General features: G+C 40.4%; 14 protein-coding genes. 1 reads left to right on the forward strand and 13 read right to left on the reverse strand.

From position 1 onward, the window contains the following. The first annotated feature begins 45 nt into the window (after positions 1–45). Complete coding sequence (locus ABTV71_RS25400; RefSeq protein WP_121120578.1) at positions 46–618, forward strand: DUF4136 domain-containing protein; 573 nt, start codon at positions 46–48, stop codon at positions 616–618. A 159-nt stretch (positions 619–777) separates the two neighbouring features. Here the strand turns inward: ABTV71_RS25400 and ABTV71_RS25405 are convergent, their stop codons facing one another. The 13 genes from ABTV71_RS25405 to ABTV71_RS25465 all read right to left on the reverse strand — a co-directional run bounded on the left by ABTV71_RS25405 (position 778) and on the right by ABTV71_RS25465 (position 25,134). After that, a complete protein-coding gene (locus ABTV71_RS25405) occupies positions 778–1,815 on the reverse strand; it encodes a GntR family transcriptional regulator (RefSeq protein ID WP_121120579.1) in 1,038 nt (345 codons plus the stop codon). Positions 1,816–1,889: 74 nt separating this feature from the next. Beyond that, positions 1,890–3,047: a glycoside hydrolase family 88/105 protein gene (locus ABTV71_RS25410; protein ID WP_121120580.1), complete on the reverse strand. Its 1,158-nt coding sequence runs from the start codon at positions 3,045–3,047 to the stop codon at positions 1,890–1,892. 704 nt (positions 3,048–3,751) lie between these two features. Further along, positions 3,752–5,380 (reverse strand): RagB/SusD family nutrient uptake outer membrane protein, encoded by a 1,629-nt coding sequence (locus tag ABTV71_RS25415; RefSeq protein WP_433901492.1) that lies wholly within the window; start codon positions 5,378–5,380, stop codon positions 3,752–3,754. A gap of 6 nt (positions 5,381–5,386) precedes the next feature. Then, complete coding sequence (locus tag ABTV71_RS25420) at positions 5,387–8,449, reverse strand: SusC/RagA family TonB-linked outer membrane protein (RefSeq protein WP_433901493.1); 3,063 nt, start codon at positions 8,447–8,449, stop codon at positions 5,387–5,389. A 59-nt stretch (positions 8,450–8,508) separates the two neighbouring features. Further along, complete coding sequence (locus ABTV71_RS25425) at positions 8,509–10,074, reverse strand: fasciclin domain-containing protein (protein ID WP_433901494.1); 1,566 nt, start codon at positions 10,072–10,074, stop codon at positions 8,509–8,511. A 29-nt stretch (positions 10,075–10,103) separates the two neighbouring features. Further along, positions 10,104–11,717: a fasciclin domain-containing protein gene (locus ABTV71_RS25430; protein WP_433901495.1), complete on the reverse strand. Its 1,614-nt coding sequence runs from the start codon at positions 11,715–11,717 to the stop codon at positions 10,104–10,106. Positions 11,718–11,724: 7 nt separating this feature from the next. Continuing rightward, entirely contained in the window at positions 11,725–13,191 is a 1,467-nt protein-coding gene (locus ABTV71_RS25435; RefSeq protein WP_433901496.1) for a RagB/SusD family nutrient uptake outer membrane protein, read from the reverse strand. An 11-nt stretch (positions 13,192–13,202) separates the two neighbouring features. Continuing rightward, entirely contained in the window at positions 13,203–16,442 is a 3,240-nt protein-coding gene (locus ABTV71_RS25440) for a SusC/RagA family TonB-linked outer membrane protein (protein WP_433901497.1), read from the reverse strand. A gap of 45 nt (positions 16,443–16,487) precedes the next feature. Beyond that, positions 16,488–18,686 carry a fasciclin domain-containing protein gene (locus ABTV71_RS25445; RefSeq protein ID WP_433901498.1) on the reverse strand — a complete coding sequence of 733 codons (2,199 nt, stop codon included), beginning with the start codon at positions 18,684–18,686 and terminating at the stop codon, positions 16,488–16,490. A 77-nt stretch (positions 18,687–18,763) separates the two neighbouring features. After that, positions 18,764–20,215 (reverse strand): pectate lyase family protein, encoded by a 1,452-nt coding sequence (locus tag ABTV71_RS25450; RefSeq protein WP_433901499.1) that lies wholly within the window; start codon positions 20,213–20,215, stop codon positions 18,764–18,766. 153 nt (positions 20,216–20,368) lie between these two features. Further along, positions 20,369–21,706 carry a pectinesterase family protein gene (locus ABTV71_RS25455; protein WP_433901500.1) on the reverse strand — a complete coding sequence of 446 codons (1,338 nt, stop codon included), beginning with the start codon at positions 21,704–21,706 and terminating at the stop codon, positions 20,369–20,371. A gap of 11 nt (positions 21,707–21,717) precedes the next feature. Next, complete coding sequence (locus tag ABTV71_RS25460; protein ID WP_433901501.1) at positions 21,718–23,451, reverse strand: fibronectin type III domain-containing protein; 1,734 nt, start codon at positions 23,449–23,451, stop codon at positions 21,718–21,720. A gap of 48 nt (positions 23,452–23,499) precedes the next feature. Then, entirely contained in the window at positions 23,500–25,134 is a 1,635-nt protein-coding gene (locus ABTV71_RS25465; protein ID WP_433901502.1) for a DUF4957 domain-containing protein, read from the reverse strand. Positions 25,135–25,136 lie beyond the last annotated feature (2 nt).

Here is a 25,136-nt window from a genome sequence, read left to right on the forward strand (position 1 = left end):
GCTGCTCATGATAGATTCATCACAGTTAATAAACAAATTACTACGATGAAAAAGATTCTGTTATTTTTGGTGCTCTGCGTTGCGTTGGCATCATGTTCGTCTTACCAATACAATACCACTCGGGTAGAGAAGATGGATTTTACTCCTTTCAAGACGTATGCCTGGCTACCACCGGTAGACTCGCTTTCAAAGTCTTATTTTGATAATGATATTGCCAAAACTAACATTTTGGATGCCGCAAATGCCGCCTTGGAAGCGAAGGGACTCCAATATTCAAAAGATAATCCTGATCTATTATTCCGTTATATCACTATCGTCAATAACAAAAGCCGTCTGGTATATGGCGGTGGCGGATATTATGGTTGGGGAGGTCCTTGGGGCTGGTACAGACCATGGTTCTCACCTTATTATTATGGTGGCGGATATTACCCTGTTGCTAAGGAGCGTTACCGTTATGGCCACTTGATTATCGAAGCTATTGACCGCAAAACAAATGCAGTGATCTGGCAAGCACGTGGTTCGGGTGATGTAGATAATCCAGAGAAAGCAATCAACAACATCAGTAAGGTAGCACAGGGTGTGATTGACTTATTTCCTGTAAAAACCTTAAAAAAATAAACAAAGTTTAATTTAACGCCTGTAATAGAAAAAGACCGGTTTTCTTCGATTAACCGGTCTTTTTCTTTTTGAACATGTTTAAGGCATTGCCCCCACGTTATATATCGGCTCCGGTTTATAACCGTTTAGGAATCTCCTAATAATCCTAAAAAGCGGTCACTAAACGGAAGGTCTCAATTTTAAGTAGAATGGTACTTCAACGCGTTCTTTGGATTTATTAATGATCAATTCAGCTGCCATCCGACCCATCATCTCAAAATCAGTCGATATTGTCGTAATACCATTAAGAATAAACTTCTTTAATGGCGTCTCATTATAGGAAATGATACCAACATCTTTTCCGATGATCAATTTTTTTTGAATAACCTTGTTCAACAATTTGACGAGATCGTCTTCAATTATATTGATATAGCAAGTACCTTTCTCTACTTTCTCTTCATCTATATCGGAGACCAGCTCATGGTCAAAGGCATATTGCTGACAGAATTTATAAAATCCCTTGATAATAGCTTTCGGGAAATCACTATAGTCTGGAAATACCAGTTTCAGGTTTTTATACTTGCTCAGTACTTCATTAGCTTCCTCCAATGCAGAATAAATATCATGTTCATAATTTTCGTAAACCGCAGGAAAGTCGCCGGGCACATCCTCAATGAACTTCCCCAGCAACATTAGCTTTTCGGCAGGAATTTTACGGATAATATCCGGTGCTTTGTCTCTCCCTTCCTTAAAATGAGGGAAGAGTACATAATGGTCATAGGTTTTGGTTAGACTCCCCAAAAGGGTGTTCAGATACGATAAGTCTGAATTGTAAACAAACAAATCCAAATTGGCATGATCACCGAGTTCTCTTGCAAAGGAATCGTATACAATTTTTTTATGTGCGCTCAGCTTATTAAGAAAGAGCGCTATCTTAAGTTTTGATTGAACATCAGTTTTATTTACATAATATCCCTTCCCTGGATTGGATGCTATGATCTCATTTTTTTTCAGATATCGGTACGCTTTTTCGACTGTGTCGCGTGATATCTCCAGATATGCACTCAACTCATTAATGGAAGGCAACATATCATCTCTGACCAATATTTCATTTTTAACAGCATCAATAATCGTATTTGCCAATTGCAGATACTTGGGCGTGGCAGAAAAATCACTAATTTCTAAAGTTTTTAAAAATTGATTTACAGAATTGGTCATTGTTAGATTTTAATAATTTTAAAATTAACGATTTGTTTATAATTTTTTTAAAAAAACCTTAAAAACTACCTCTTTCAAAATCCTCCCTCTATGCAGCCCATGATAAAAGGACCTGTTGCCTTTGCATCATTCTCACGAATTCGCTCACCTACGTAGTAATCATAACTACCGTCTCGATACGGATTTCCCCCCAAACCGGCAACGGCATTACACTGTATCAATGTCCACAATCCATTTTCTTGTTTTAATAGTTTCTTTTGGATACCCTGATATAATCTATCTACCAAACTTTTATAGCTTTTTGAAAGGTATTTTTTATTCATGCCTTTCGAGTAAGCATACAGAAACATGCTATTTACTGACGCTTCCTGATAATTTCTTTCTTTTTTTGGCTGGTCAATTACTTGCCACCAGAGGCCTTCATTATCTTGATAGTTAGCAAGAGCATTGGCTAACGATTGCGCCAATTGAATCAATTTGTCTCTTCTGGGGTAATCTAACGGCAACTCGTCCAATACATCGATGACCGCCATAAAATACCAGCCAATACTTCTCCCCCAAAAATTGGGCGACTGCCCCGTTTGGGGATTTGCCCAAGCTTGCTTTTTGCTTTCGTCCCAAGCATGATAATACAATCCTGTCCTAGGGTCCAATGTATGTTTAGCAGTAATTAAAATTTCGTCAATAGCCTTATCATAATACTGATCATCCGTACTCAGCTTAGCATATTTAGCGAGAAATGGCCCGGTCATATAAACCCCATCCAGCCAGATCTGATGGGGATAAATCAGCTTGTGCCAATAGCCACCTTCGAGTGTTGTAGGCTGGTATTTTAGTTGGTGAATCAAAGTTTCAATAGCCAGTCGATATTTTTGTTTCTTGGTTTTTTCATAAAGTTCAAAGAGAATTTTTCCTGAATTGACAAAATCCACATTATAGGCACTAAGCTCATATAGATGAATTTCGCCCTTTTCATTGATGAGTGTATCCGCCCACTTTTCTACATAATTGAAGTATTTTTTATCTCCTGTCTTTTCGAAAACTTTTAACATGGCAAGACAACCTAAGCCTTGGGAATACCCGAAATATAATCGTTTACCGTGATCCAATTGCCAGGCCTCGGGAAACCGCTTCATTTCTGAATCTGCAAAATGTTGATACATCGATTGTGCTGTCAGCGTAGATACTACTCCCAGTAAGCATAGGAGAACAATTATTTTTTTAAAGACCATATGTTGTACTGTATGATTAAAATAAATATTTTACAATTATTATAGTACTTATAAAGAGTTAAGACTTTCTGGAGCTAATAGATAATGTCATTAGTTACCTTTTAATAATGGCATATAATTAAATTATGAACTTACCTTACGAGAGGTAATAAATATGTACATCAGCCAGTAATGCTAAAAATATCACAAAAAGAAACAATAACCGTCCTGAGCTATCTTGATTTGCATGCTGTCTGAACGATTTCGCGCAGCAAAATATTGACTTCGTCACGTAGAAAAGTCATTCCGACCAGTGTTTCGTTTGTTTTCCCACGTGGAATTTTCATTTCCCCACGTGGAAAAATCGTTCAGACACCCGACTTTTTCATTTCGCCGAGTGACAAAATGAAAAAGTCCATTAACTAAACAAAGAAGTCGGGGGGCTTTTTCATTTCGACAGGCGTCAGGGATATTTTGTCCTAAGGGGAAATCAAACGTTCACCTGTCGAACTCATTTTGCCAAGTGGAAAAATTGCGCAAATACAGCGCAATTTTCCACAGACAGAGCGCAAAATCGATCGGAAGGAATATGAAACCAAGACTTTTCCTTTCAATCTGATCGGTTCCACAGACTGGATTTCAATAAGCATAATTGATCTCACTCCACCAGAGTAATCACCCATCTTACATTTCAAGCAAACTAAACTGTTAAATATATTTCGTAATTACTCCAATGGATACTGAACAAACCAATTTTTTCGATTCAACAAATATTGATGAATCTGATTAGCTTGCCCGGAAGTATATTTTTGAGCTACCACATCAGCTAAAATTGCAGGATCGTTCCAACGATCAGCAATCCGCATCATGGTAAAATATGCCTTTGCTTCTCCTGCACTTTCCATCAAGGTCTCTTTAACAACCAATTTATCAAATGCTTTCTTATACGCATCCATTTTTTCGACAGTTGACAAATCATCTTTGCTGACACCTTCCGGGTAAACAGGTGCAAGATTGACCCGACGTCTGATCCCCCAATTTCTAGCGAGGCTAACATTCATCACCGCATCATCAAATGGATACTTCAAATTGCCTGCATTTCGTGAAAGATACAGCTCCACACCATCATTCAATAACGCCTCGGCCTGATCAAACATGCCCAAGTTATTTAGGGCCTCAATCATAAAAAAATGTATGTCAGCATCTCTATAGATGACGATATGGACGTTATTTTTATAGATCTCTGAAGCGCTCTCCCGATCTCTTGAAAATTTGCGGATGACCCATTCGCCATTCTGTAGATAATAAGTGTAATTCTCGCCCCGATATTGATCACCCAAGGTGTGACCATCATATCTAATTTGTTCCTGGTATCGTCGCATTGCCACTTCCGTTGGTTTTAAATAATATACAGAAGGATTTAGGTTCGAAAAAAACTGAATCAACCTATTTGTCTGGTTTCTTTCAAAATCATAAGGGACAATATTAATCAATACCCTTGTCCGTGTTATTGGATCTCTGGTAAATACCTGAACCCACTCTCCGTTATAATCGTCGTTACTGACCTTAAACTTATTACTTCCATTGTCATAAATAAAGCGAATACCAATATCGACCACTTTTGTATACTGCTTTGTCCATAGATACAATTCCATCAACAATGGTTCCGGTGAGGGACAAATCATATTCCAGGTAAGATCCTGTTGATTGGTGTTGACCCCTGGGAACAGAATATTGCCCCAGTTTGCGACATAGTTACCATCAACCCCGTCCAGGCCAACTTCCATTAATGAAACAAGTTTAGGCAACAATTCATCTAAAGAAATCAGGGGAATGGAAGACAGATTGTCTAAATCGATTTTCGAATTATCAAAATAGGCTACCTTGCCATATAATTTTCCTAGCGTCAAATATGTCCACACTTTAAAACGTATTGTGCCAGAAATCAATGCTCTATAGTGTTCGTCTTCTAGTGCTTTTGGGTTTGCTTTTCGATAGGTTATGATCTTTTCCAAATAGGCATTGGCATTGACAATAAGATCATAATAGGTACGCGGATTGGAAAAGGCATTCCCCTTCTTTTCTTTATAATTGTACAAATCCCACAAATCCTGTGGTGCATTGGCAGTAGGTTCGAGGAGGTCTGTCCGCAAATCGCTTAAAAACACGGTCTGATCGGCCAGCGCCTGCATTTTTGCAGCCACCCCCATATAGCCTGAATACAATTCATTCGTTTCTTGCCCATATTCCTTGTCCGTCAATATATCATTGGTATTCACTTCAAAATATTTGGAGCAACTAGTAAAGAACAAGCACAGGACTATTATGCCATAATGTATATGATAACTTTTCATACTTTTCTAGAGTTTAAAATTGACGCCTAATTTAAAAGTTCGAGGTAATGGGATTTTCCCATAATCTACGCCGGTATAACCAACGCTATTGCTGTATGCAGTTACAGGATCTAGCCCCAAATACTTACTCCATGTAAATAAATTTTCAGCAACGATATACCATTCCGAATTGGAAAGAATCTTAAGCCTATGATTGCCAAATCTATACGACAACGACAAATTCTCTAAACGTATGTAAGAGGCATCTTCAATCCAGCGGCTAGAAAATCGTGCGTTCTCCATAGGGTCACCGTATTGCGCCTGAGGGACATCGGTTTGCTGACCATCAGTCTGCCAACGACGTAAAGCTGCAATAGATTGATTGCTGTAACCAGCGAGATCCTCAAGACTTCTCCGTACAGCATTGTAGGTCTTGTTGCCTTTGGTAAAACTCATGATCCCTTGCAGTTGGAGCTTCTTATGACGCAAGGAGAAATATGCGCCCCCAAATAATTTGGGCAAACTATTCCCTAAATCGACCTGATCTTCGGCGTCTATAATACCATCATTATTCACATCTTTAAACTGAATATCGCCTGCTGCAAACATTCGATTTTTGTAATCGTACAAATTCAATTGCTCGGCCTCTTTGGCGCTAGCGATAACTCCATGGGATTGATAGCCATAAAAAGAAAAGGGTGACTGTCCTACCTGATGGATGCGAACAACTTCATCTTCCTGCCGCAACAGTATTGGATCCACGCTCAATAGTTTTTTCACCGTACTGTTTAATGTGGATAAATTACCTCCAAGTGTGAAAGACCAATCTTTTTTATCAACGAAAACGAAATTAGCATCAACTTCCAAACCATGATCATCGATTTGTCCCCCATTTAAGAATATCTTGTCGATCCCAGCTATGGGAGACACTGAAAAACCATTCAAAAGATGACTCGCTTTATTGTAATAATACCCGAAGTTCAAATTAAAACGTTGATTTAGTCCCGAAAAGATTAAGTTCCCCTGAAGGTTTTGGTTATCTTCCCATCGAATTTCATTGCTAGGGATATTTCCTACGACAATGCCAGCAAGTTGTCGATATAATTGGCTGCTGTAATACGATTGCCCAATCTTTGATGAAAAACGGCCGTTACCAGTTTTCGCGTAACCAAATTTTAATACTAGGTTGTTAATCGATTCCTGCTCCTTAAGAAAAGACATATTCGAGAGCAAAATTGACAAATCCGCTGCAGGCAACAATCCAAACCTTTTGGCATTTCCGCCAGTAACCGAAGTACCGTCAACACTCAGATTGACATCTAGTTTCAATAAGCTACGCCAGTTGTAATTAACAAAGCCATACATATTCATCCAATTCCAGTCTTCGTCATACCCCCAAAACTTACGACCTGCGTTGCTCACATAATTAAGTGTACGGTAAAAATCTGAACTCGTATTCCTGCCCGCACCTGCATCATACTCCTGGCTATTCAAAAGCCCTTGTATACCGGCACCAGCGTCCAGTTGATCTCTGCCCAATTGTTTCGCATAAATTCCGTAAAAATTCCATGAGATATTGGAAGATTTTCCGGCCCCTGATCGTGCAGTATTTAACGCTATCCCATTTTCAAGCGGTACAATTGTACCGCTTGAGAGCCCCGGAACGAAGGTAGTCTGTCTACTATAATTTGTATAGTAACCGAGCAAAGCATTAAATTGAAGACTTTTAGTCGTGCGGTAGCGTAAGTTAGCCTGCGCAAAAACATCGTAGATATCCGAAGTAAAATCGCCAGTTTGTAAAAGCGCTAAGGGATTAGATACTCCAAATTGTCTCACACCATCCAGATCAGTTAATAGATTATTGTCTTTATCCTTGGTGTAAGGACTAAGCATAGGTGCTCTGTACATTGCAGCCAACATAGGATTAGTGGCTTTTAGCATTCCCTGCTCTTGTAATCTTCCTGTGCTATAAGTTAACGCCATAACCGCATTCAAGTCGAATTTCTGTCCCAAAGCGATATTGGAATTCAAACGTGTACTATATCTTGTATTATTTGTATTATCCAACACACCATGTTGGTTCAATACACCAAGTGAGAGGTCATATTTTGCGATCGCATCGCCGCCTTTGATTCTTAAATGGTTATCTGTTACAAAAGCATTTCTATAAATCTGATCCTGCCAATCTGTTTTATTATTGTACAAATAGTTATAATAATAATTCGGGTCATCTTTCAGGAAAGGAAATTGTGTCAAGAGCTCCCCCATATCATCATAATTAGTCATACCAACCGCACCAAGATAGCTCTTATATTGACTGTCATTTAGTAAGGGCAACGTTTTAAACTGATGCGCTACACCGAAATTACCTCGGTACTCAATGACTGTCTCCATATCATCGGATGCAGATGTTTCCAATTTCAGTACACCATTGGAACCTAACGAACCATACCGTGCCGTTTCGGCTCCCTTTAAAAATCGAACGCTCTTAATGTCGTGCAGATTAAATGGAGCGAAGAGACTTCTCGAGTAACCACCTATTATCGGAGAATTATCCATATCTGGCAAATAGGGCACATTATCAACCACAATTAGCGGATTGTTGTTCGCTTCAAACGACCGAACACCCCTAAAATTTAAGGATCCCCCTTCGGAAGGCATCCCACTTTTGTTCGTGACGCGTAAACCAGCAATTTGCCCTGTGAGTACCTGCTCAACTGTAGCAGCCCCTTTTGGGTAATGATTAGCAGTCAATAACGTTGAATTCGCTGACGAAAATGATCCTGAAATTACATTTTCATAATGTTCACGTCCTTCCGAAATTAAGGTTATTTCAATTTGATTGCGACCGAGCACTTCTATACGTGATTCAAAGAACCCTGGACTCCAAATACGAATGACAGGGGATCCATCTGTTATTTTGTCCAACTGAAATGTTCCATCCGCTTTTGTCTTAGTTGTATGTTTCGAGTTCAAAACAGTCACAACAGCTCCCGCCACTGGCGTTTTATCGTACGAATTCACCACTTTTCCCTGAATATTTTGCTGGGCATAACTATTCATGCAGAATAATGAGAATGACAAAGCCATTGACCACTTCCAAACATGCTTACTTTTTTTATACATGAGATCTGTAAAATTTCATTTGGTTAATAATTATTTACTGTTGGAATTAATGCCCAGTGATAGGGTTCGATATTTTCTACAGTCCCCTTCCCTAATCCTGCAAATTCAACCTTTATTTTAAAGGACCGGATTTTATCGCCTTCGATAACGATGGGTCCGACCAGCCCTCCCCAACCATTATACTTCGTTCCAGATACGGTATTTGTTGCGCGGTCGTAATTCCAGGGTGTAGCAGGCTCGACATTTAATGATTTTGCCACAAGTTTATCATCTACATAAATATTCACAAATGGATGATTCTTGGCCAAAAATCCCATATATAAATTATATTCTCCTGGGGGCACTTCCACAATTTTATAACCGGTTGAACCATCAGGTTTCCGCTCCAGCATAATGGGTGTAAAATCAATCGATGCAGGCTTGTTATCTGCGATATCTCCTCGTATTAGCAAAGTCCTATAGGTTAGCTCTATACCCAATGTAGGGAAGCTCACCTTATCCCTGTCCTTGGGTTCTATATTGGTCACATTGGCTAGTGTAAATAGATTTGCTTTTTCATTTTCCGGCACATATTCATAGTAATGAAACAGCTGTTTTATCATTTTTATATGAACATTATTGGGAATTTTCAATTTCGTGACATTAAAAATTCGGCCATTACTCATGCGCTTATATTGTGGATCCACAAGTTGTACATTCGGCTTCCATAGTCGATTAAAAGCGGATGTAAGGTCCTTTGTACCATAATCTTCTATAATTTCATTATAAAAAATGGCTTCTTTGATCCAGGTATAGGCTATTAAGGAATCTTCTTTCAAAAACTTCTTTCCAAATTGATTATAGAGACTCTGTAAATCATCAAAACATTTTTTAATGACAGTATTAGTAGGCAAAAACATGCTAACATTTGCAAATTCAGAGCGGATGTTTGCCTTATCAAAAATTGGATTCGTAATGGTAAACACGGAATCGTATAAAGTATTTCCAGTTGGATCTACGCCAATAGGAACACTATTTGACAAATCGAAAATTGTATCGTTCATGGCAAGAACACTATCTCTAATAATAGAATAGTCGTTTCCAAGTCCACGGAGATAATCATAGATACTGACATCCGGTTTTAGCAATAGGTCAATTTCATGAACCACCCCATTTTTACAAAATTGATTGGCTTTTATAAGCTTGGCATCACCAACATATGCTTGACTCTCCTTGCGCGAAACCAACAGATACTTTCCATTTAAAGTAATTAGTTTTAGACCATCCTTGAGTTTTCCACTATCATATTTCAGGTTATTGATATGATACTTTAAAATCGAGGCTTTATCTTCTGTAGATGCTTCCAAGGCTGCCATCTGATCATTAGGCACTGCCCAAATTGTTAATTCTTGATCGCGTGTCAGCTCCTCAGCAATCCCATACTCTTCCAGCTTTGAGACAAATAGACTATATTGCGGTTGAGTTTTAAGATAAGCTAATAAATCCAAATTGGATACGGATCCTTGTTCCTCATAATGGTCGTTCCAATTCTTCTTACACCCTGTTACTACAACAAGTATCAACAGGAGAACTTCTACAATTTTTTTCATCTGTAAATAATTAGATCTCATTTATTTGGTCAATTAATCGGTTCGAATTGGATGTAATCTAAGGTCAGCAGCTTACCATCCAGGGACAGTATGCGTAGTGTATGGTTTGTTGTTTCATTAAATTCAACGGTCCCTAAGTCTTGTGACATGATCTTGTCCGAGCTGGTATTGGACATGACCAACCGAGGATAGAGCATTTCGTTATCTAATACAAAGGCACAGATTCCTGTATTTGAAGCATACTTCGTACTCGGCCATGTCAATTTGACTTTATACTTTCCCTTTACAATAGTTGGGCTTTGCATCTGAATCCAACCCGACTCTCCTAACTCCACACGTAAATGATCGTAATTCAGGGGACCGGTATACCAAATCCCATCCGCGCTCCTGTTGTTACGATAAATCAGGACATTTGACTTTGTCTCAGGCTGTGCCCGCCATACAATACTCGTTAGATCGGCCGCCACAAAGGTTTTATTATATTGAGCCCCTAGACTTGGATTTCTATATTGTATGACATTGGCAGCGATATCCGGGTAATCTGTAAACTCCCATACCACTTTTACCTGCTCAGGGACAAAGATTGGCATCCAACTATCAACCTCATGGATTACCCCATTCTTACACGGGATATTAATTTCATTGAACTGAATAGCACTACCAGCGTCTCCAGTCGCATTGATAACCAAGCCGTCCCCACCTTCACTAATTTTAATCAACTCGTATTGTGCCATTGTCTCCAAATTCATTTTTGTTGCACCGGCAGGAAATTTCCCTAAATCGGCAAACGAGCGTTGCTGTGCAAGTAAATGGTAAGCCATATAACGGTTGGCAGGATTGCTTGTCGACTTTAGATCTGAACCAGAGGCTCCCAATTTATTTAACAGCTCTGCTAACGTATGAATACCTTCTTTCAGATAAACATCATCACTTACCGCAAATGCCGTATACCTGAATCGTTGTTGAATTGGATGTCCATCTGGATCTGTGCCTGCAGTATACACGGTATTTAGTCGTTCATCATATCCGGTGGCAACGGCCAAATCGTAAAATAGGCTATATTTTTGATCTTTCAATCGATCCAATACGGTCGCTGTAAGTGGCTCCAAAACGTCGTCTATGCTATGAATAATACCGTTAGTCACTTTAATATCAAAAGCATTAAATCTAGACAGTCCATTCAAATAGATTTGATCTAGGCCACCTTCTTTAAATTCAACAAAAAGATTGTCATCAGTCGCATTTAAATCCGAGATTGCACCACTTTGAAACTGACCAAGATCAATTGAAACATTGGGAACAAGATGATAACGTACCAAATAATTCGCATCGTCTTTTGTCATTTGATCGACCGAAGTTAGACTCATTTTTTTCAGATATCGTTCGACACCTTCGTTGACCGGAGCAAAAAGCGTATAAATGGTATTAATATTTAACGTATTGTACAGGTCCGCCTTTTCGAGAACCTTAACCCATAGACTGTATTTTTCAGGCTGGTTTTTGAGGTATATAGCCATTGGCAAATCTTCATAAGCTGAATAGGTATTGTGTTCAAAATCATCCTTACAGGAGCTAAGTATTATTGAAAAAAATCCAATAAAAAGCAATACGATTTTAGAAAGAGGAATAAGATTCTTTTTCATTTTTGCATTAATTTAGGTTTTCATAATACGGGTTCTGCACGAGCAATTTATTATACTTCAATTCATCTGCATGGATTGGCAAATAATGTGCATTTTCATTGAGCAATAAGGATCTAATGACAGGCGTTGAAGCACCCGATACGCCTAGTAATACCTGTTCGATCAAATATTCTTTATATTTATATTGATCTCTTTGCGCTATGCGTAACAAATCAAACCAGCGCTTCCCTTCTCCAACAAACTCACGGGCACGCTCATCCATTAATACTTTTAATAAATCCAGTTCGGTACTGCCTGCTTCTAGAGGGCGGGAAATAGCTGCCCTCGAACGAATTGCAGTGATCAATTCCATCGCCTGGGGGTAATAACCTTCCCCTTTCATGATTAATGCCTCGGCCTTCATCAGATAAATATCTGCCATCCGGTAGATGATCCAGTTTTGGTCACTGTATGGCCTAGGAATTGTTGTATTTCCCTCTGCTCCTAAATATTTCCAAAGCTTATAGGTAACCGTCTCGTAGGATGCCCCTGCTCCACGAATATCTTCGGCATTTTCTGTAAATAATGACACACAGTAATTGGATATGATCCAATTATAGTTTGAGCCAAAGATTTCCATCAATTTATTTGTTTGGTTCTTGGTGTAATCAAACTGTACTTCAAAAATTCCCTCATTGGAATTACCGGGGCTGAAAATACTGAACCAATTATTTTTATTATTGACTGTTCCTTGCAAGAGTCCGTATTTTCCAGATTGCAGTATTGCATTACATGAAATAATTGCTTCGTCATATTTTCCCAACCAGAGGTAAACATCAGCGAGCAAAGCTTGTATAGCCCATTTTGTTGAGCGCCCTTTGCTTTCCCAAATGGTGGGCCAGATTTCCTTGCCGCTATTTGATGCAACTGTCAAATCTTGAATAATTTGTTCAAAAAGTTGGGGTCTAGATGATTTTGGCAACTCGTAAGCCTGCTGATCATCCATATAGGGTTCTAGGATCAATGGTGCCTCTCCAAAGCTTCTGACGATATAGAAATAACTGAGTGCCCGCAAGAAATAAGCCTCAGATAAAAACGAGGACATTGTTGCCTGATTAAATGAGGGATCTTTTTCAACGACAGCAGGAGCATACTTTATCACCATATTTGCGTAATTAATAATCTGATAAAATTCACCCCATTTTGCATAACTGTTTGTAGGCAAAAGAGAGAAGTTTTTTAAGCGTAAAAGATCGACATCAACATAACCTCCTAAGCTCAATGTATTTCCCCGTCCTTCACCCCATACTAACATTGTTTTAACAGCTCCCTGCAATTTGACGTAAGCCGCACCTAACACAGCTTCAACTTCAGCCTTATTCGTCCAATAGGCATCGCTGACCTGTTCATTCTGTGGTTTAAGATCAAGCCATTTTTGACAAGATGTTGCCGACAATAATAGGCACAACATCATTAATTTATAACATATTTTCATCCGCTTACTTTTTAAAAGTTTACATTTACGCCCAAAGCAAAACGTCGTGGACGGGGCGTGCTTGCATTATCCTGACTCAACATATAGATGTTACTTGAGAGAGAGACTTCTGGATCTTGTCCCGAATAATCCGTCCAAGTGAAGACATCTTGAACCGTAGTAAATATTTCACAGCGTGTCAATCCCCATCGCTCGATTAATTTTTTAGGAAGCGCATATTTTAAAGAAATCATTTTCAATCTTACAAAAGATGCATCCTCTACAAAGCGGTCAGACCCCAGGTAATTATACCCTTCACCATATAGCGCACGTGGTATATCCGTGACATCTCCCTCTTGCCGCCATCTCCCAAGAACCGCGGTACTTTGGTTAGCTGTTCCATACATATTCTCTGTATTGATCCGCACTTGATTGACGACCTTCTGGCCAAACCTACCGTGCAAAAATGTACTCAACGCAAATGCTTTGTATCGCAGATTTATCCCGCCTCCCATCGTAAATAAGGGCATTGCATTCCCTAAATAAACAATATCATATTGATTGATCACACCATTGCCATCGATATCCTGATATTTGGCGTCGCCGGCAAATACCCGCCTGTTGCCATTCATCATAAATACAGGCTGTCCCTGTAAATCATGAATCACCTGACCGTCTAGATCTTTTGCATAAGTATCTTGTTCATTCTGATATACACCGATATAATGATAGCCATAAAATGAACCTACTGGATTTCCCTCAATAATCTTATGAGCGTATTTACCATTACCGAAGTTGTAATTCTCAAATTGCATATTATCGGGTAGAACAATAACTTCATTTCTATTGCGTGACACATTCAGATTAACAGAGAGACCAAAATCCTTAGAACGGATTGCCTCAGCATTGAAAATCAATTCCCAACCTTTATTGGCTAATTTCCCGGAGTTGTAATACCGCATTTTACCAAAACCAGTGGATGAAGGTAAGGTCACATCTTTTTGCAGGAGGTCGGTCGTAACCCGATTATATAGCTCGCCCGTAAATTGCAGCCTGTTTTTAAAGAAAGAGAGATCTACACCAAAATCAGTTTGGGTTATTGTCTCCCATTTAAGATTATCCAATTGAATGGATACTGGTCCCACAGCAGTCATATCAATATAGCCTGGAGTGAGCGGCTGAAACGTGCCTAAATAGGTGAAAGCGCCCGAAGGGGCATTCCCACTTTTCCCCCAACTAAAGCGAAGTTTCGCGGTACTGACAAGACCTAGCTTTTTTATAAATTCTTCGTCACCAAGATGCCAGGCAGCACCGATAGAAGGAAACCCTTTCCAACGATGTTGTGCCGAGAGACTGGAGTTGGCCTCCCAACGGTATGTACCACTGACGATGTAACGATCCTTATAGGCATAATGTAGACTGGAAATCGCACCGATATTCCGTGTCTTAGAATTGCCAGATCCCATATTTACGACGGCTCCGCCAGCAGTCGGATCACTTAATGATGATGAGGCATTTCCCGATGTCTCACTGGCATAGCTAAACTTTCGTGCTTCATTTGTCTGCAATAAGCCTGTAGCAACGATGTTGTGGTCTTTTATTTTTTTATTGAAAATAAATTTATTCTCCGTGTTCAGATATAATTCATCTGATAGCATATCTGATCCCCTGTTAAAGAACGGGTCTGTCCAAATAACACCTGTAACAGCCTGCGGAAGATATTTTCGATTTTTCGTTGATCTTGTATCAAATCCAACTGTACCAATATATTGAAGTGCTGGAATAATATTATAGATCCCTCGAAAGACGACCCTTGCCTGCTCGCCAATCGTATTGTTAATAGACTCGTTCACCATCGCAACAGGGTTAAACATTTGATTATCGCCAAATGAACCCTGAAAGTTAATCCTTGGTGTAAAATATTGATCTGTATACTGGCCATCCTCCCCAATGACATAAGGGCTCATATTGGGCATTTTGGTCATGGCCATACCTCTTGGTGTACTGATATCTCCACCCGTCCAAAAATTCTTCCGATCGCTAATGGAATAGGACATATCGGCATTAACATTAAACTTATTAGAGAATTTATAATTGAGACTCAACAGTGTATTATAGCGATTCAGTTTGGTTCCTTTTGTCGTTCCCACATCATTTAAGAAACCTAGCGACAGCCTGTAGGTGGCTTTATCTCCTCCGCCACTAATCGAAAGAGAATTATCTTCGAAATGTCCTACTTGTGTTACCTGATTAAGCCAATTGGTATTTTGATTATACTCATTAAAATACACCCATGACGGATCATATTTAATTTCGTTGGTATTATAGAGTAAATTAAGATATGGAAGTGCGGCACTGTATCCTAGGTCGTTTACCGAATTCCATACAGCATCTTGCACCATGGCAACATACTGCCCTCCATTTAACATAGGGATAGTTTCTGCTTCCCGCTTAACATCCAATTTACTGGACAATGCAAATTGGGTTTTACCTTTCCGACCTTTTTTAGTCGTAAAGAGTAAAACACCGTTTGCACCTTTCGATCCCCAAATAGCAGTCGCTGCGGCGTCTTTCAATACCTCAATTGATTCAATATCGTTCGGAGAAATATTAACTAAGCCACCAAAATCCTCGTCATTTGCAGTAGAGAAGTTGAAATCGCTGCCTATGGATGTTGGATAAGGAACTCCATCAACCACAATCAGTGGTTCAGAATTACCATTCAATGATGATGTTCCTCTAATCCGGATAGAACTTCTTGCGCCCGGATCTGCACTGGATACGATATCGACGTTCGCCAGCCTACCTTGCAATCCGCTTTCAATAGAAGCAAAAGGTAAAGCCTCCAATTCCTTCATATCAAAACGCTCCGTTGCCGAAACCTGGTTACGGTAATTGATTCCCATACTATTTTTAGTATTGGCTTTCTCTTTGGTAATTACTACCTCGTCCATCACGCGATCATCTTTAACGAGTTTGATCATCACACTGCCTTGTCCCTTAAATGGTATTTTTGTTGTTTTGTAACCGATACACGCAGCGACAATAGTCAGCCCTTCACCGGAGGGAACCGCGATGGTGAATTGTCCTAAATTGTCCGTTGAAGCGCCCATCAGACTCCGATTATCTTTATTTTCGATATACACGGAAGCCCCAGCCAAAGGCGCGTTTTGCCCACTTTGAACACTACCTGTCAAGACTTTTGCCCGTTGCCCAAAAACGGGTAGCACAAAAGCAATGCAGGTAATCATTAAAAATATATTTAGCTTCATGAATTTTAGTTTATGGTAATGAAATCAATGCGAATGAAATCATGCCTATGGCTTTAAAAGTTTGTTAATATGATAAACAGCGCCATCATTAAATACTTGTGGCAAATAGTCTACGATTGGAATGCTCGTCCCATCCGAATCTTCCAGACGCAAGCTTGTCCCCTGATCAACCACGGTAAGCTGCCTATAAAGGTTATAACCTACTCTTCGTGTCGTATTCCAGATCCCTTGGACACCAAAACCGGGGAATGGATAATCGCCAATAGAATTGTCAGCAATAGAAACAAAATAGGATTTAAGATATTCCGCTAGAGCTGCCTTATCTGTTGGAATAAGGCCTGCCGCTAACCCCGACAAAACGGTAGCATTGTCTGGGGCGAACAGTATAAAACGATTACCAAAAAGAAAGGAGAGCGAACTGCCTGCGTCAATCATACCTGCTTTCGCCAATAATTTGGAGAATTCCGCGTATTTATTAAGGGGATTGCTACTTGTTTCAGCGCCAATCAGCGTAAACTTGATCGTCCGCGTTTCGCCCAACAACGTTTGAGCTGCTTCATAACTCTTTCCATTGTACCAATTTCCCCCAAGAGGCGTCACTGGTACAGACTCATTACTATTATAGGTAGCTGTCGAATACAGGTTTCCATTTTTTGTATATATATAGTTATATGGGTTTCTAGTTCGGTATACCTTGGTGCCAGCCAGACTACTTATATCATCATACACAATGTGATCGGAAACAAAAAGCTCCTGTTGACGTTGAGACATGGCCACTTTAACACCATCATTATTTTGAATCTGAACCTCTTCATCTCCAAATACCAAAGGACTACCTTCATTCCAAAAGATATAACTATCACCATAAAGCGTATTGAGAATTTCTTCATCAGACGGAATCAAAAGTGTGTACCGTATATCTCTACTCGCTAACGTTTTGTACATACCTGAGTTATAAAGCATGTACATAAAAATTTTGTATTTTGGATTGACCAATACAGGGCCGGCCACGCTATTAAAAGCTTCGGGAATTAATACTTTATTTAAGCCATAGAATACCCCATTTGAAGCTATCGCTTTATCTCCAACATCCGACTGCGTATTGAAAACAATAGGAATTCCATCGACTGTTTTGATATCGGAATTCTTACCGATCTCAGCAGGAAAAACAATATTTCCTGCGTATACATGGTTTCGTAGCATCATTGTCAAAGGCAACATGTCTACATCTTTCATCGAAGGGTAGTATGATTTAAAATACTGATTAAAAAAAGTCGACAATGCCTGATTATTGGGCGCAAATACATTAAAAGCTTTATAAGAGAGATTCCCAAGATCGGCATAGTCAGGGATACCAGCTTCACCGTTGTAAGACCATTCTGACGCTATTGCGGGTAGGGTTCCATGGTTGACTAAATATAAGGAGTCGCCTGGCGCAGCATAATTTAAACTAGCTTGTTCATCATAAGTAAAATTTCGAAAACGGTCATAAACAGACAAAAAATCTTTATAGCTTGTACTATGCGCCAAACGCTCATAAACTGTTGGCAATGGCGCGATTACCTGATCGACCACATAAACATAGCCGTTATCTGCAGGAATATCATATTCTGTAATTCCTGCATTAGAGACAGCAAAACCATTTTCTCCAGCCCAGCTACCTGGTCCAAAAAAGTATTCATAATTCTGTTTCGCATCAATTCCTTTCGTTTGAAAATGTGTTGTAGAAAGAATTGGTACAAACCTGTCCTTGTGATATACTTTTTTCAACTTTCCATCTGTTACATCAATTTCTTCAGTAATAGAGTCCTGACTTCTGGTGCGATGCTTATAATACAAACCAGCAAAGGCAGGTTGCACATTTTGACTCCCTTGCGGTTGATAATTCATCAGCCGACTCTTATCATAGGAATAATAGATAAGGTGGTAACCCATAATCTTTTTTAGCTCATTGACAGGGATCTGCTCTATGGAGGTCAGGTTTCTATTTCTCAAATAGTTTAAAAACACTTGGTCCTTGGGAGCAAAAACCGATACGATCGTCTTACCATTCAATATTTCTTTAAAACCGGCACGCTCGACTCCATTTAAGAAAATGGAAAATTCTTTCCGATTATCCAAAACCTCCCACACATTGCCCTTCAGCCAATCTGGTCTCTCATAATGCGATACAAGTTCCTTCTTAGAACAGGAATACATACCGGCTAAAAAGACACTAATAACATAGATGAATAGTCTTTTCATAAAAAATTTAAATACGCCAATTTGTTATACTGGCATTGGTTTATAATTGAGATTTGATTATAGCTGGATAAACTATCTTATTTTTGGGCTAACAAGATCAAATAGGCCTCCATATTTAAATAGCCCTTGAACAATGGATGTTTACTTGATTGCAAGGCATCAGCATTATTATTTTTGTCAAGCTTTAACTTTACTTCCCATTCATCAGGTATTCCATCTCCATCCGAATCCATCGGTAGATCGGCAGATTCAAATCTGCCCAACCCGTCATTTTCCAAAGGAAGATCCGATTCGCGATAGGTATAAAATCCGAGTGTGCCTTTGCTCTGTAATTCATGAATTAAAAAAGCATCAACCTGATCTCTTTGGGGCAAGGTGGCACCGACATGATCAATCAAATAGGAATACGCTTTTTTAGCGCTCATTTTGGGTCTCAAGGTAGGGTAGGTCTCGTAGAAGCCGGCTGTTTTAAAATTATCTGCAGCTAGCCCCGGGTACCAAGCTTCTGTAGCCTCAATTAATTCCCCGTCTAGCTTACCATTCTGATTATTGTCAAAATAATTACCCGACTGATAGAGATTAAAGTTGCCGTTTCCTCTAGAAAATGGAGTTCCTTTCGTCTTTGGGGTTGACGGCCCTCCCACAAAATAATTATTTAATATGGTCACGTTAGACTCTCCGGAGGATTCACCACCAAGAATGTAAGCATCAGCAGATACGCTATGATTAGGATAGGTTGTATTAGCGTTTCCAAAGTTATAAACAACATTATTGACAAATTCGTTAATGCCTTTCACTTTCGGATTTCTGGTCTTGTTGCTATGATATAATGATTTGATAATCGATATTTTTCCTCCTGTCTGTATCAAGCCGCCAGCAGAGTGATTGTGACGCTGTAAACCTTGACCAATAATCGAATTTTGAATGGTAATACTATCAGGCTCATTCCCTTTATTATCCCAGTTAATGGAAAATACCTCATCCAAGCCCCAAGTGAAAGACATATGATCGAGCATGATATTTTTTCCGTTGGCAATACCGGATGCATCGTCACTTTTCCCGGCACCCGCATTGGCGCCGAGCCTGATCCTCACGAAGCGCGCAATCGTCCCATTTGAGCCAGAAAAAGAAACTTTCCTTCCATATAGAACCACACCATCGCCTGGCGCCGTATGCCCGGCAATGGTGGTGTTTGCAGCAACAGCTAGATTAGATTTTAATTTAATGATTCCGGATACGTTAAACAACACAAAACGTCCAGGCTTGCTCACTGCGTCACGAAACGAGCCTGCACCGCTGTCATCCAGATTTGTTACAAAATAAACGCTTGGTGTTGCTGTCCCTCTGGCCCCGGTAGCAAAACGGCCAAAACCTTCTGCCCCAGGAAAAGCAAGTAGCCTTCCGTCCTCAGTTGTAGCATTACTTTCAGCCCATTCAATCCATTCCAATCTGGAAACAAGTGTATCTTTGGTACAAGAAAGAAGAATCATAGCCAAAGCGCCAAAAGAAAATAGACACTGTCTTTTCATAATGATGAGATTTTCAAGCCAGCCAGTGCTGGCTTTGGGTTTATAATTGTTATATATTGGTTTACACAATATTACACAATGCAACCGGTTTCATCATCCTGTACTGTACTGTTGTATGTCAAAAGGACACCAGGCATTGTATCTTGTTTTCTCCTATTTTTTGTGCTTTGTTACTATCCGTGCGTTTTCCGGTAAGAAGGTCGGTTCCCAGCCATCCAACACCTTCTCTTTTGTATATTGCTCTGCTTCGGCATCGGTCAGCTGATGTGACCAGCTAACTCGGCTGTTTATATGAGCTCCTTCACCACGACTTTTATATTCAGCATAATAAGCCGTCTTTTCATTCTCAGGATTTCCCCAATTATGCCAACCCTGCGGCCGAATATGTTTTCCCATTTCAGTATTCATAAAGACGACTTTTGCGTAAGGACGCCAAGGTCGACCCAACCATACCTCTGAGACATTGTTTGCAGCGGTTAATTTACAGTCGACAAAGACATAACCATAGTGCTGCTCATCCGGAGTAGAAGCAGCAGTAATATAGCCTGCGGTACGGTTGCTATGAACCTGGCATTTGGAAAACACGGTCGTAGATCCTCCAAACATAAAATCCACAGAGCCTTCTATATAGCAATTTTCCAACAGGGACTTTGTTCCATTGTGTCCGTACCAGGTATCCTGATAGCCCAACATTTTACAATCATTGAAGGCGGACCTAGGTGCGTCGATATATAAAGCGACCGCTTGTCCGGCATCCATACCCGCAGAATTGGCAAAAGTAAGCCTTTCACCAACAAACTGATCTCCTTTTATATATACGGAGCGGGAATCTGCTGTTCCATATGTACCACCATCAGGTTTAGTTTTACCACTGTAATTGTCAAATGTCAAGATAGTCGTTTCTTTATCTTCACCTATCAGGTGAATAAGGGGTTTATTTTGTGGTATTTCAATGATTTCTTTATAGGTACCGGATTTGATATAGATATAAAAGGGTTGTGCTCCATTGACTGGAGCTGCATGAATGGCTTCCTGTACAGAAAGATAATCTCCGGTACCATCTTTTGCTACAACAATATCCGGTACGAAATCTTCTTTGGGCATCGCTGCAGTAGTGAATGTCTTTACCTGCTTTTTGGAGGTTAGCGATGGCGATGTAAGGTTTATGCTCCGCAGTCTGACTGTATAAGCTGTATTTGCTTCCAAGTCCTCAAAAGTATATTTGGTGTTCTTTATCGTATCGGACTGCCTCAAAGTTGAGACAAAAGAAGGTCCTATTGAAAGTTCAGCAAAATATCCGTCAGCACCAGTAATGGGATTCCAGCTGACGGCTGCTTGATTATGCTGGCTTTCAATATGTATCTCCTGGGGGCCTTCTAACTCAGAAAGCATTTGTTGATTATACAGCATTTCATTTTTGCAGGAAGGAAGGAATAGGATACAATTGAAATAGACCGCACTATTGATCCAATGTAAGATTTGATTTTTCATCGAACTAAAATTTAATATAAATGTTTTACCAAACTATTTAGATATACCTCTACGTTATCATAGCCCGGGCTCAAATCCCTATCATTTGCATTTGGTTTGTTCGGATCCAACTTGTTGGCGGTCTCCCAAGCATCTGGCATGCCGTCCCCATCGCTGTCTTTTAGAACTGTTCCTTGTTTGAGTTGAGGCCATCCACCAACATCGTCTTGTGAGTCAATAATGCCATTTCGGCTCCGCTCATCGCCACTAGATCCATTCGCCGTAAAATTCCCATTCTTAACTGTATTTATAATCTGGATGTCAGCATCATCCCGTACGAGTGAGGCGCCTACTTTCTCCAGAACGGTATGATAAGCTTGTTCAGCTGATTCGGTTTTCACATTATCTTCAATCGGCAAAGCTGCTGTCAACTGGATGGCACTTAGCGTAGCTGCGTCCAATATGCCATATTTTGCATTGAATTGATTCGCTACGGCATTTGTCCAGTTATCGGAATTAGCCAGAACATTCCCTTCAATGAAGTTTCCCTGAACATAAAATTCTCCCCATTTGTTGTAAATGGGCGAAGCCTCATTTTTTAGATATTTATCGATGGATACTATTCTGCCACGAACACCAGACCGCGTAGCAGGACCGGGTTTATAATAATTATTAACGATATTGACATGCATCGCTTCACCACCATAACCGCTATTGCTTGCCCAATTGTAGAAAACATTATTTCTAATATCAACGAGATCCGTCAATGCATACGCTGATCCTTCCCGCTCTCCTAAGCGTGGATTCCGGCTGTCATGATGCGCTACCAGATTGTGATGAAATGTCGCTTTCTTTCCACCCCAAATGGCACCATAACCATGTGCTCCTTTGGCATGTGCCGATAAGCGCAAACTTTCGGCGATAATACACCATTGCATGGTGAAGCTGTCGTTATTATAAAATGATGCACATTCATCTGTAGACCAACTCATCGAACAATGGTCAACCAGTATATTTTTGCGTTCAAAACCACCTATCGCATCCCCCTCAACCTGTTGTCGGTCCCCCATCCGGAAACGCAAAAATCGGACGACAATGTTATCGGCTTTTATGCTAACCGGATAATCCTGCAGGCAAATTCCATCTCCAGGAGCGGACTGCCCGGCGATAGTCACATCACCATTCTTGATATCCAGATTACTCTTCAGCACGATATTGCCGGACACTTCAAAGACGATAATACGTGCCCCGGTCTGATCTAAGGCTTCGCGCAGGCTCCCCGGCCCCGCGTCATTCAGGTTGGTCACTTTGATGACCCGACCACCCCGGCCACCTGTAACCTGGCGTGCAAAGCCTTCGGCCCCGGGGAAAGCATATATCGGCTCCACAGCAACAGCTTCTGTCTGAAAGGATTTGTATATGCTCCGCGATGTAAATGCTGGATTATCCTGATCTATCGCCCTAATCCGTAAGGTATAATCTGTCTTGGGTTTTAAATCAGCAAAAGCATATTGCTCATTTTGAATAGTATCGCTGGAGTAAGCTGCCTTACCGAAGGAGGTTCCTTCCGCCAATTGTAGGAAATAGCCATCTGCCATCGGATCCTTCGTCCAGCTAAAATTTGCCTTTGTTCCTTCGACCTGCACATTTAGATTCGAAGGATCCGCCAAAACTCCCCCGTTATCGGGCTGCTGTACAATGGATTTTGAGCATGCGGCATACATGCTAACCGTAGTTAACAGTAGTACTGTTGATAATTTCATCATGTTAAGTAAGGTTTAAATGGGGTATAGCTATATAGGATTCGGTTATTCTCATGGTCTCCAACGTGGATCTCCGGCATTGTCTTTTCCGGCAAAGCCGTTATCTTTAATCTTGAAGTTGCCCGCTTCTGGATCTGTAAATAAATCCGTACTTTTCTTGGAATAATCAAGTGTGGACAGCGGAATTAAATCAGACGCCTCCTTCCAGGTAAAATCGGCCGTACGGTAATTTCCGCCGGCAGTAATCTGTGTACTTGGATTGATTCTTATGCTGCCTAATGTTTTGTTTGTCGCATTTGGTTCTGTGGTCTTCGGATCACCGAATATCACACCCTTGATCTCAAGCCCGCCGGTAATGGTATTTGTGGTACCGCCAAAATCGACAACGTTCTTCCCGGCAAGCGGGACACGATAAAATGTGCTGTTCAAAACTCTGTAAACGCCGCTGGCGTTATTTTTACTGGCTAGAAATAGCTCTGTATTATAAACAGTTGAATTTTCGAATGTGAAATTATTGACTGCAGACTTGTTATCATCGACTGTCAGCACTCCATATCCACCTATGTTAAACAAGATACAATTGGAAAAAGTCTGCTGCCCAACAGTGATCCCCCCTCTGTACCTAGTTACCCCGCGCACATCGTGTATGATACAGTTTTCAAAAGAAAATAGATTGATAGTTGCCATTGTATTTGGATTGAAAATATATTTACCAGCTGCATCATTACTAAATATTTCGAGGTCAACAAAGGAAAGCTTAGCTATCGTGCTATTGGCTGTAATACCAAAATTAGATACTCCACTGATGGACAATTGTGCTTTGATCTTGATCAATGGATTATCTTCGGACATTACTGTCACTGATTTACTGAAATTAACACCGGTCGATATTTCGTATGTGGCTCCCTTTTTCAATAAGATGGTCACCCCTGCATTGGCTTTTGAGATGACATCCCCCAAATTAACACCTGCGGGGTTTTCCTTGCTCAAATCGATGATTTCACCGCTCAAAGGATCTTTTGTCGTGTAATTATTTTCACCCCTAAATTTCTCACCGCTATAAAGCGCCACGCGATAGGCCGTTGCTGCTTTTAGATTTTCGATCAACACCCAGGTATCGGAGATATTTTGCGGTGTTAACACTATTGTCTGGACGAGTGTTTCGGGAGTGGATTCGGTAGCTCCCTGAAAAACCTTGACCGTTGTCACGGCGTCACCTTCATTATTCCATTTAAACAGAATACGATTCACTCCAATGTCCGATGAAACCGGATTAAGGACGATCGTAGGAAACCGCGGAGTCTTTATTTCACCAAAATCCGCAGGTCTCGAATTTTTAGCAGCATCCGTGGGGTGAAGCGTTGTTACACGGACTTGATAAAGTTGCTCCCAAAGCAAGTCATCTACCGTTCCAGCAGTCGTGTCCACGACATCAATTGATTTTGTAATAGTTTTAAAAGTATCTATACTGACCTCAACTTTATAACCGCCAGCTCCCTCACTCTCCTGCCAGGCAACATCAATATAATTACCGGTGGCTACGAGTGCTCCCTTCATAGAGGGTCTAAACAATCGCGGAGCATCACCGTCCAGCTCCGCGGTCCATTCTTTTTTACAGCCCGACAGGAGTAGTATCACTGTGCCCAAAAGCATAATCGAGTGGATTAAATATGATATACGTTTCATCT

This window comes from Sphingobacterium puteale (assembly GCF_050986225.1).
GTDB classification, from domain to species: domain Bacteria; phylum Bacteroidota; class Bacteroidia; order Sphingobacteriales; family Sphingobacteriaceae; genus Sphingobacterium; species Sphingobacterium puteale.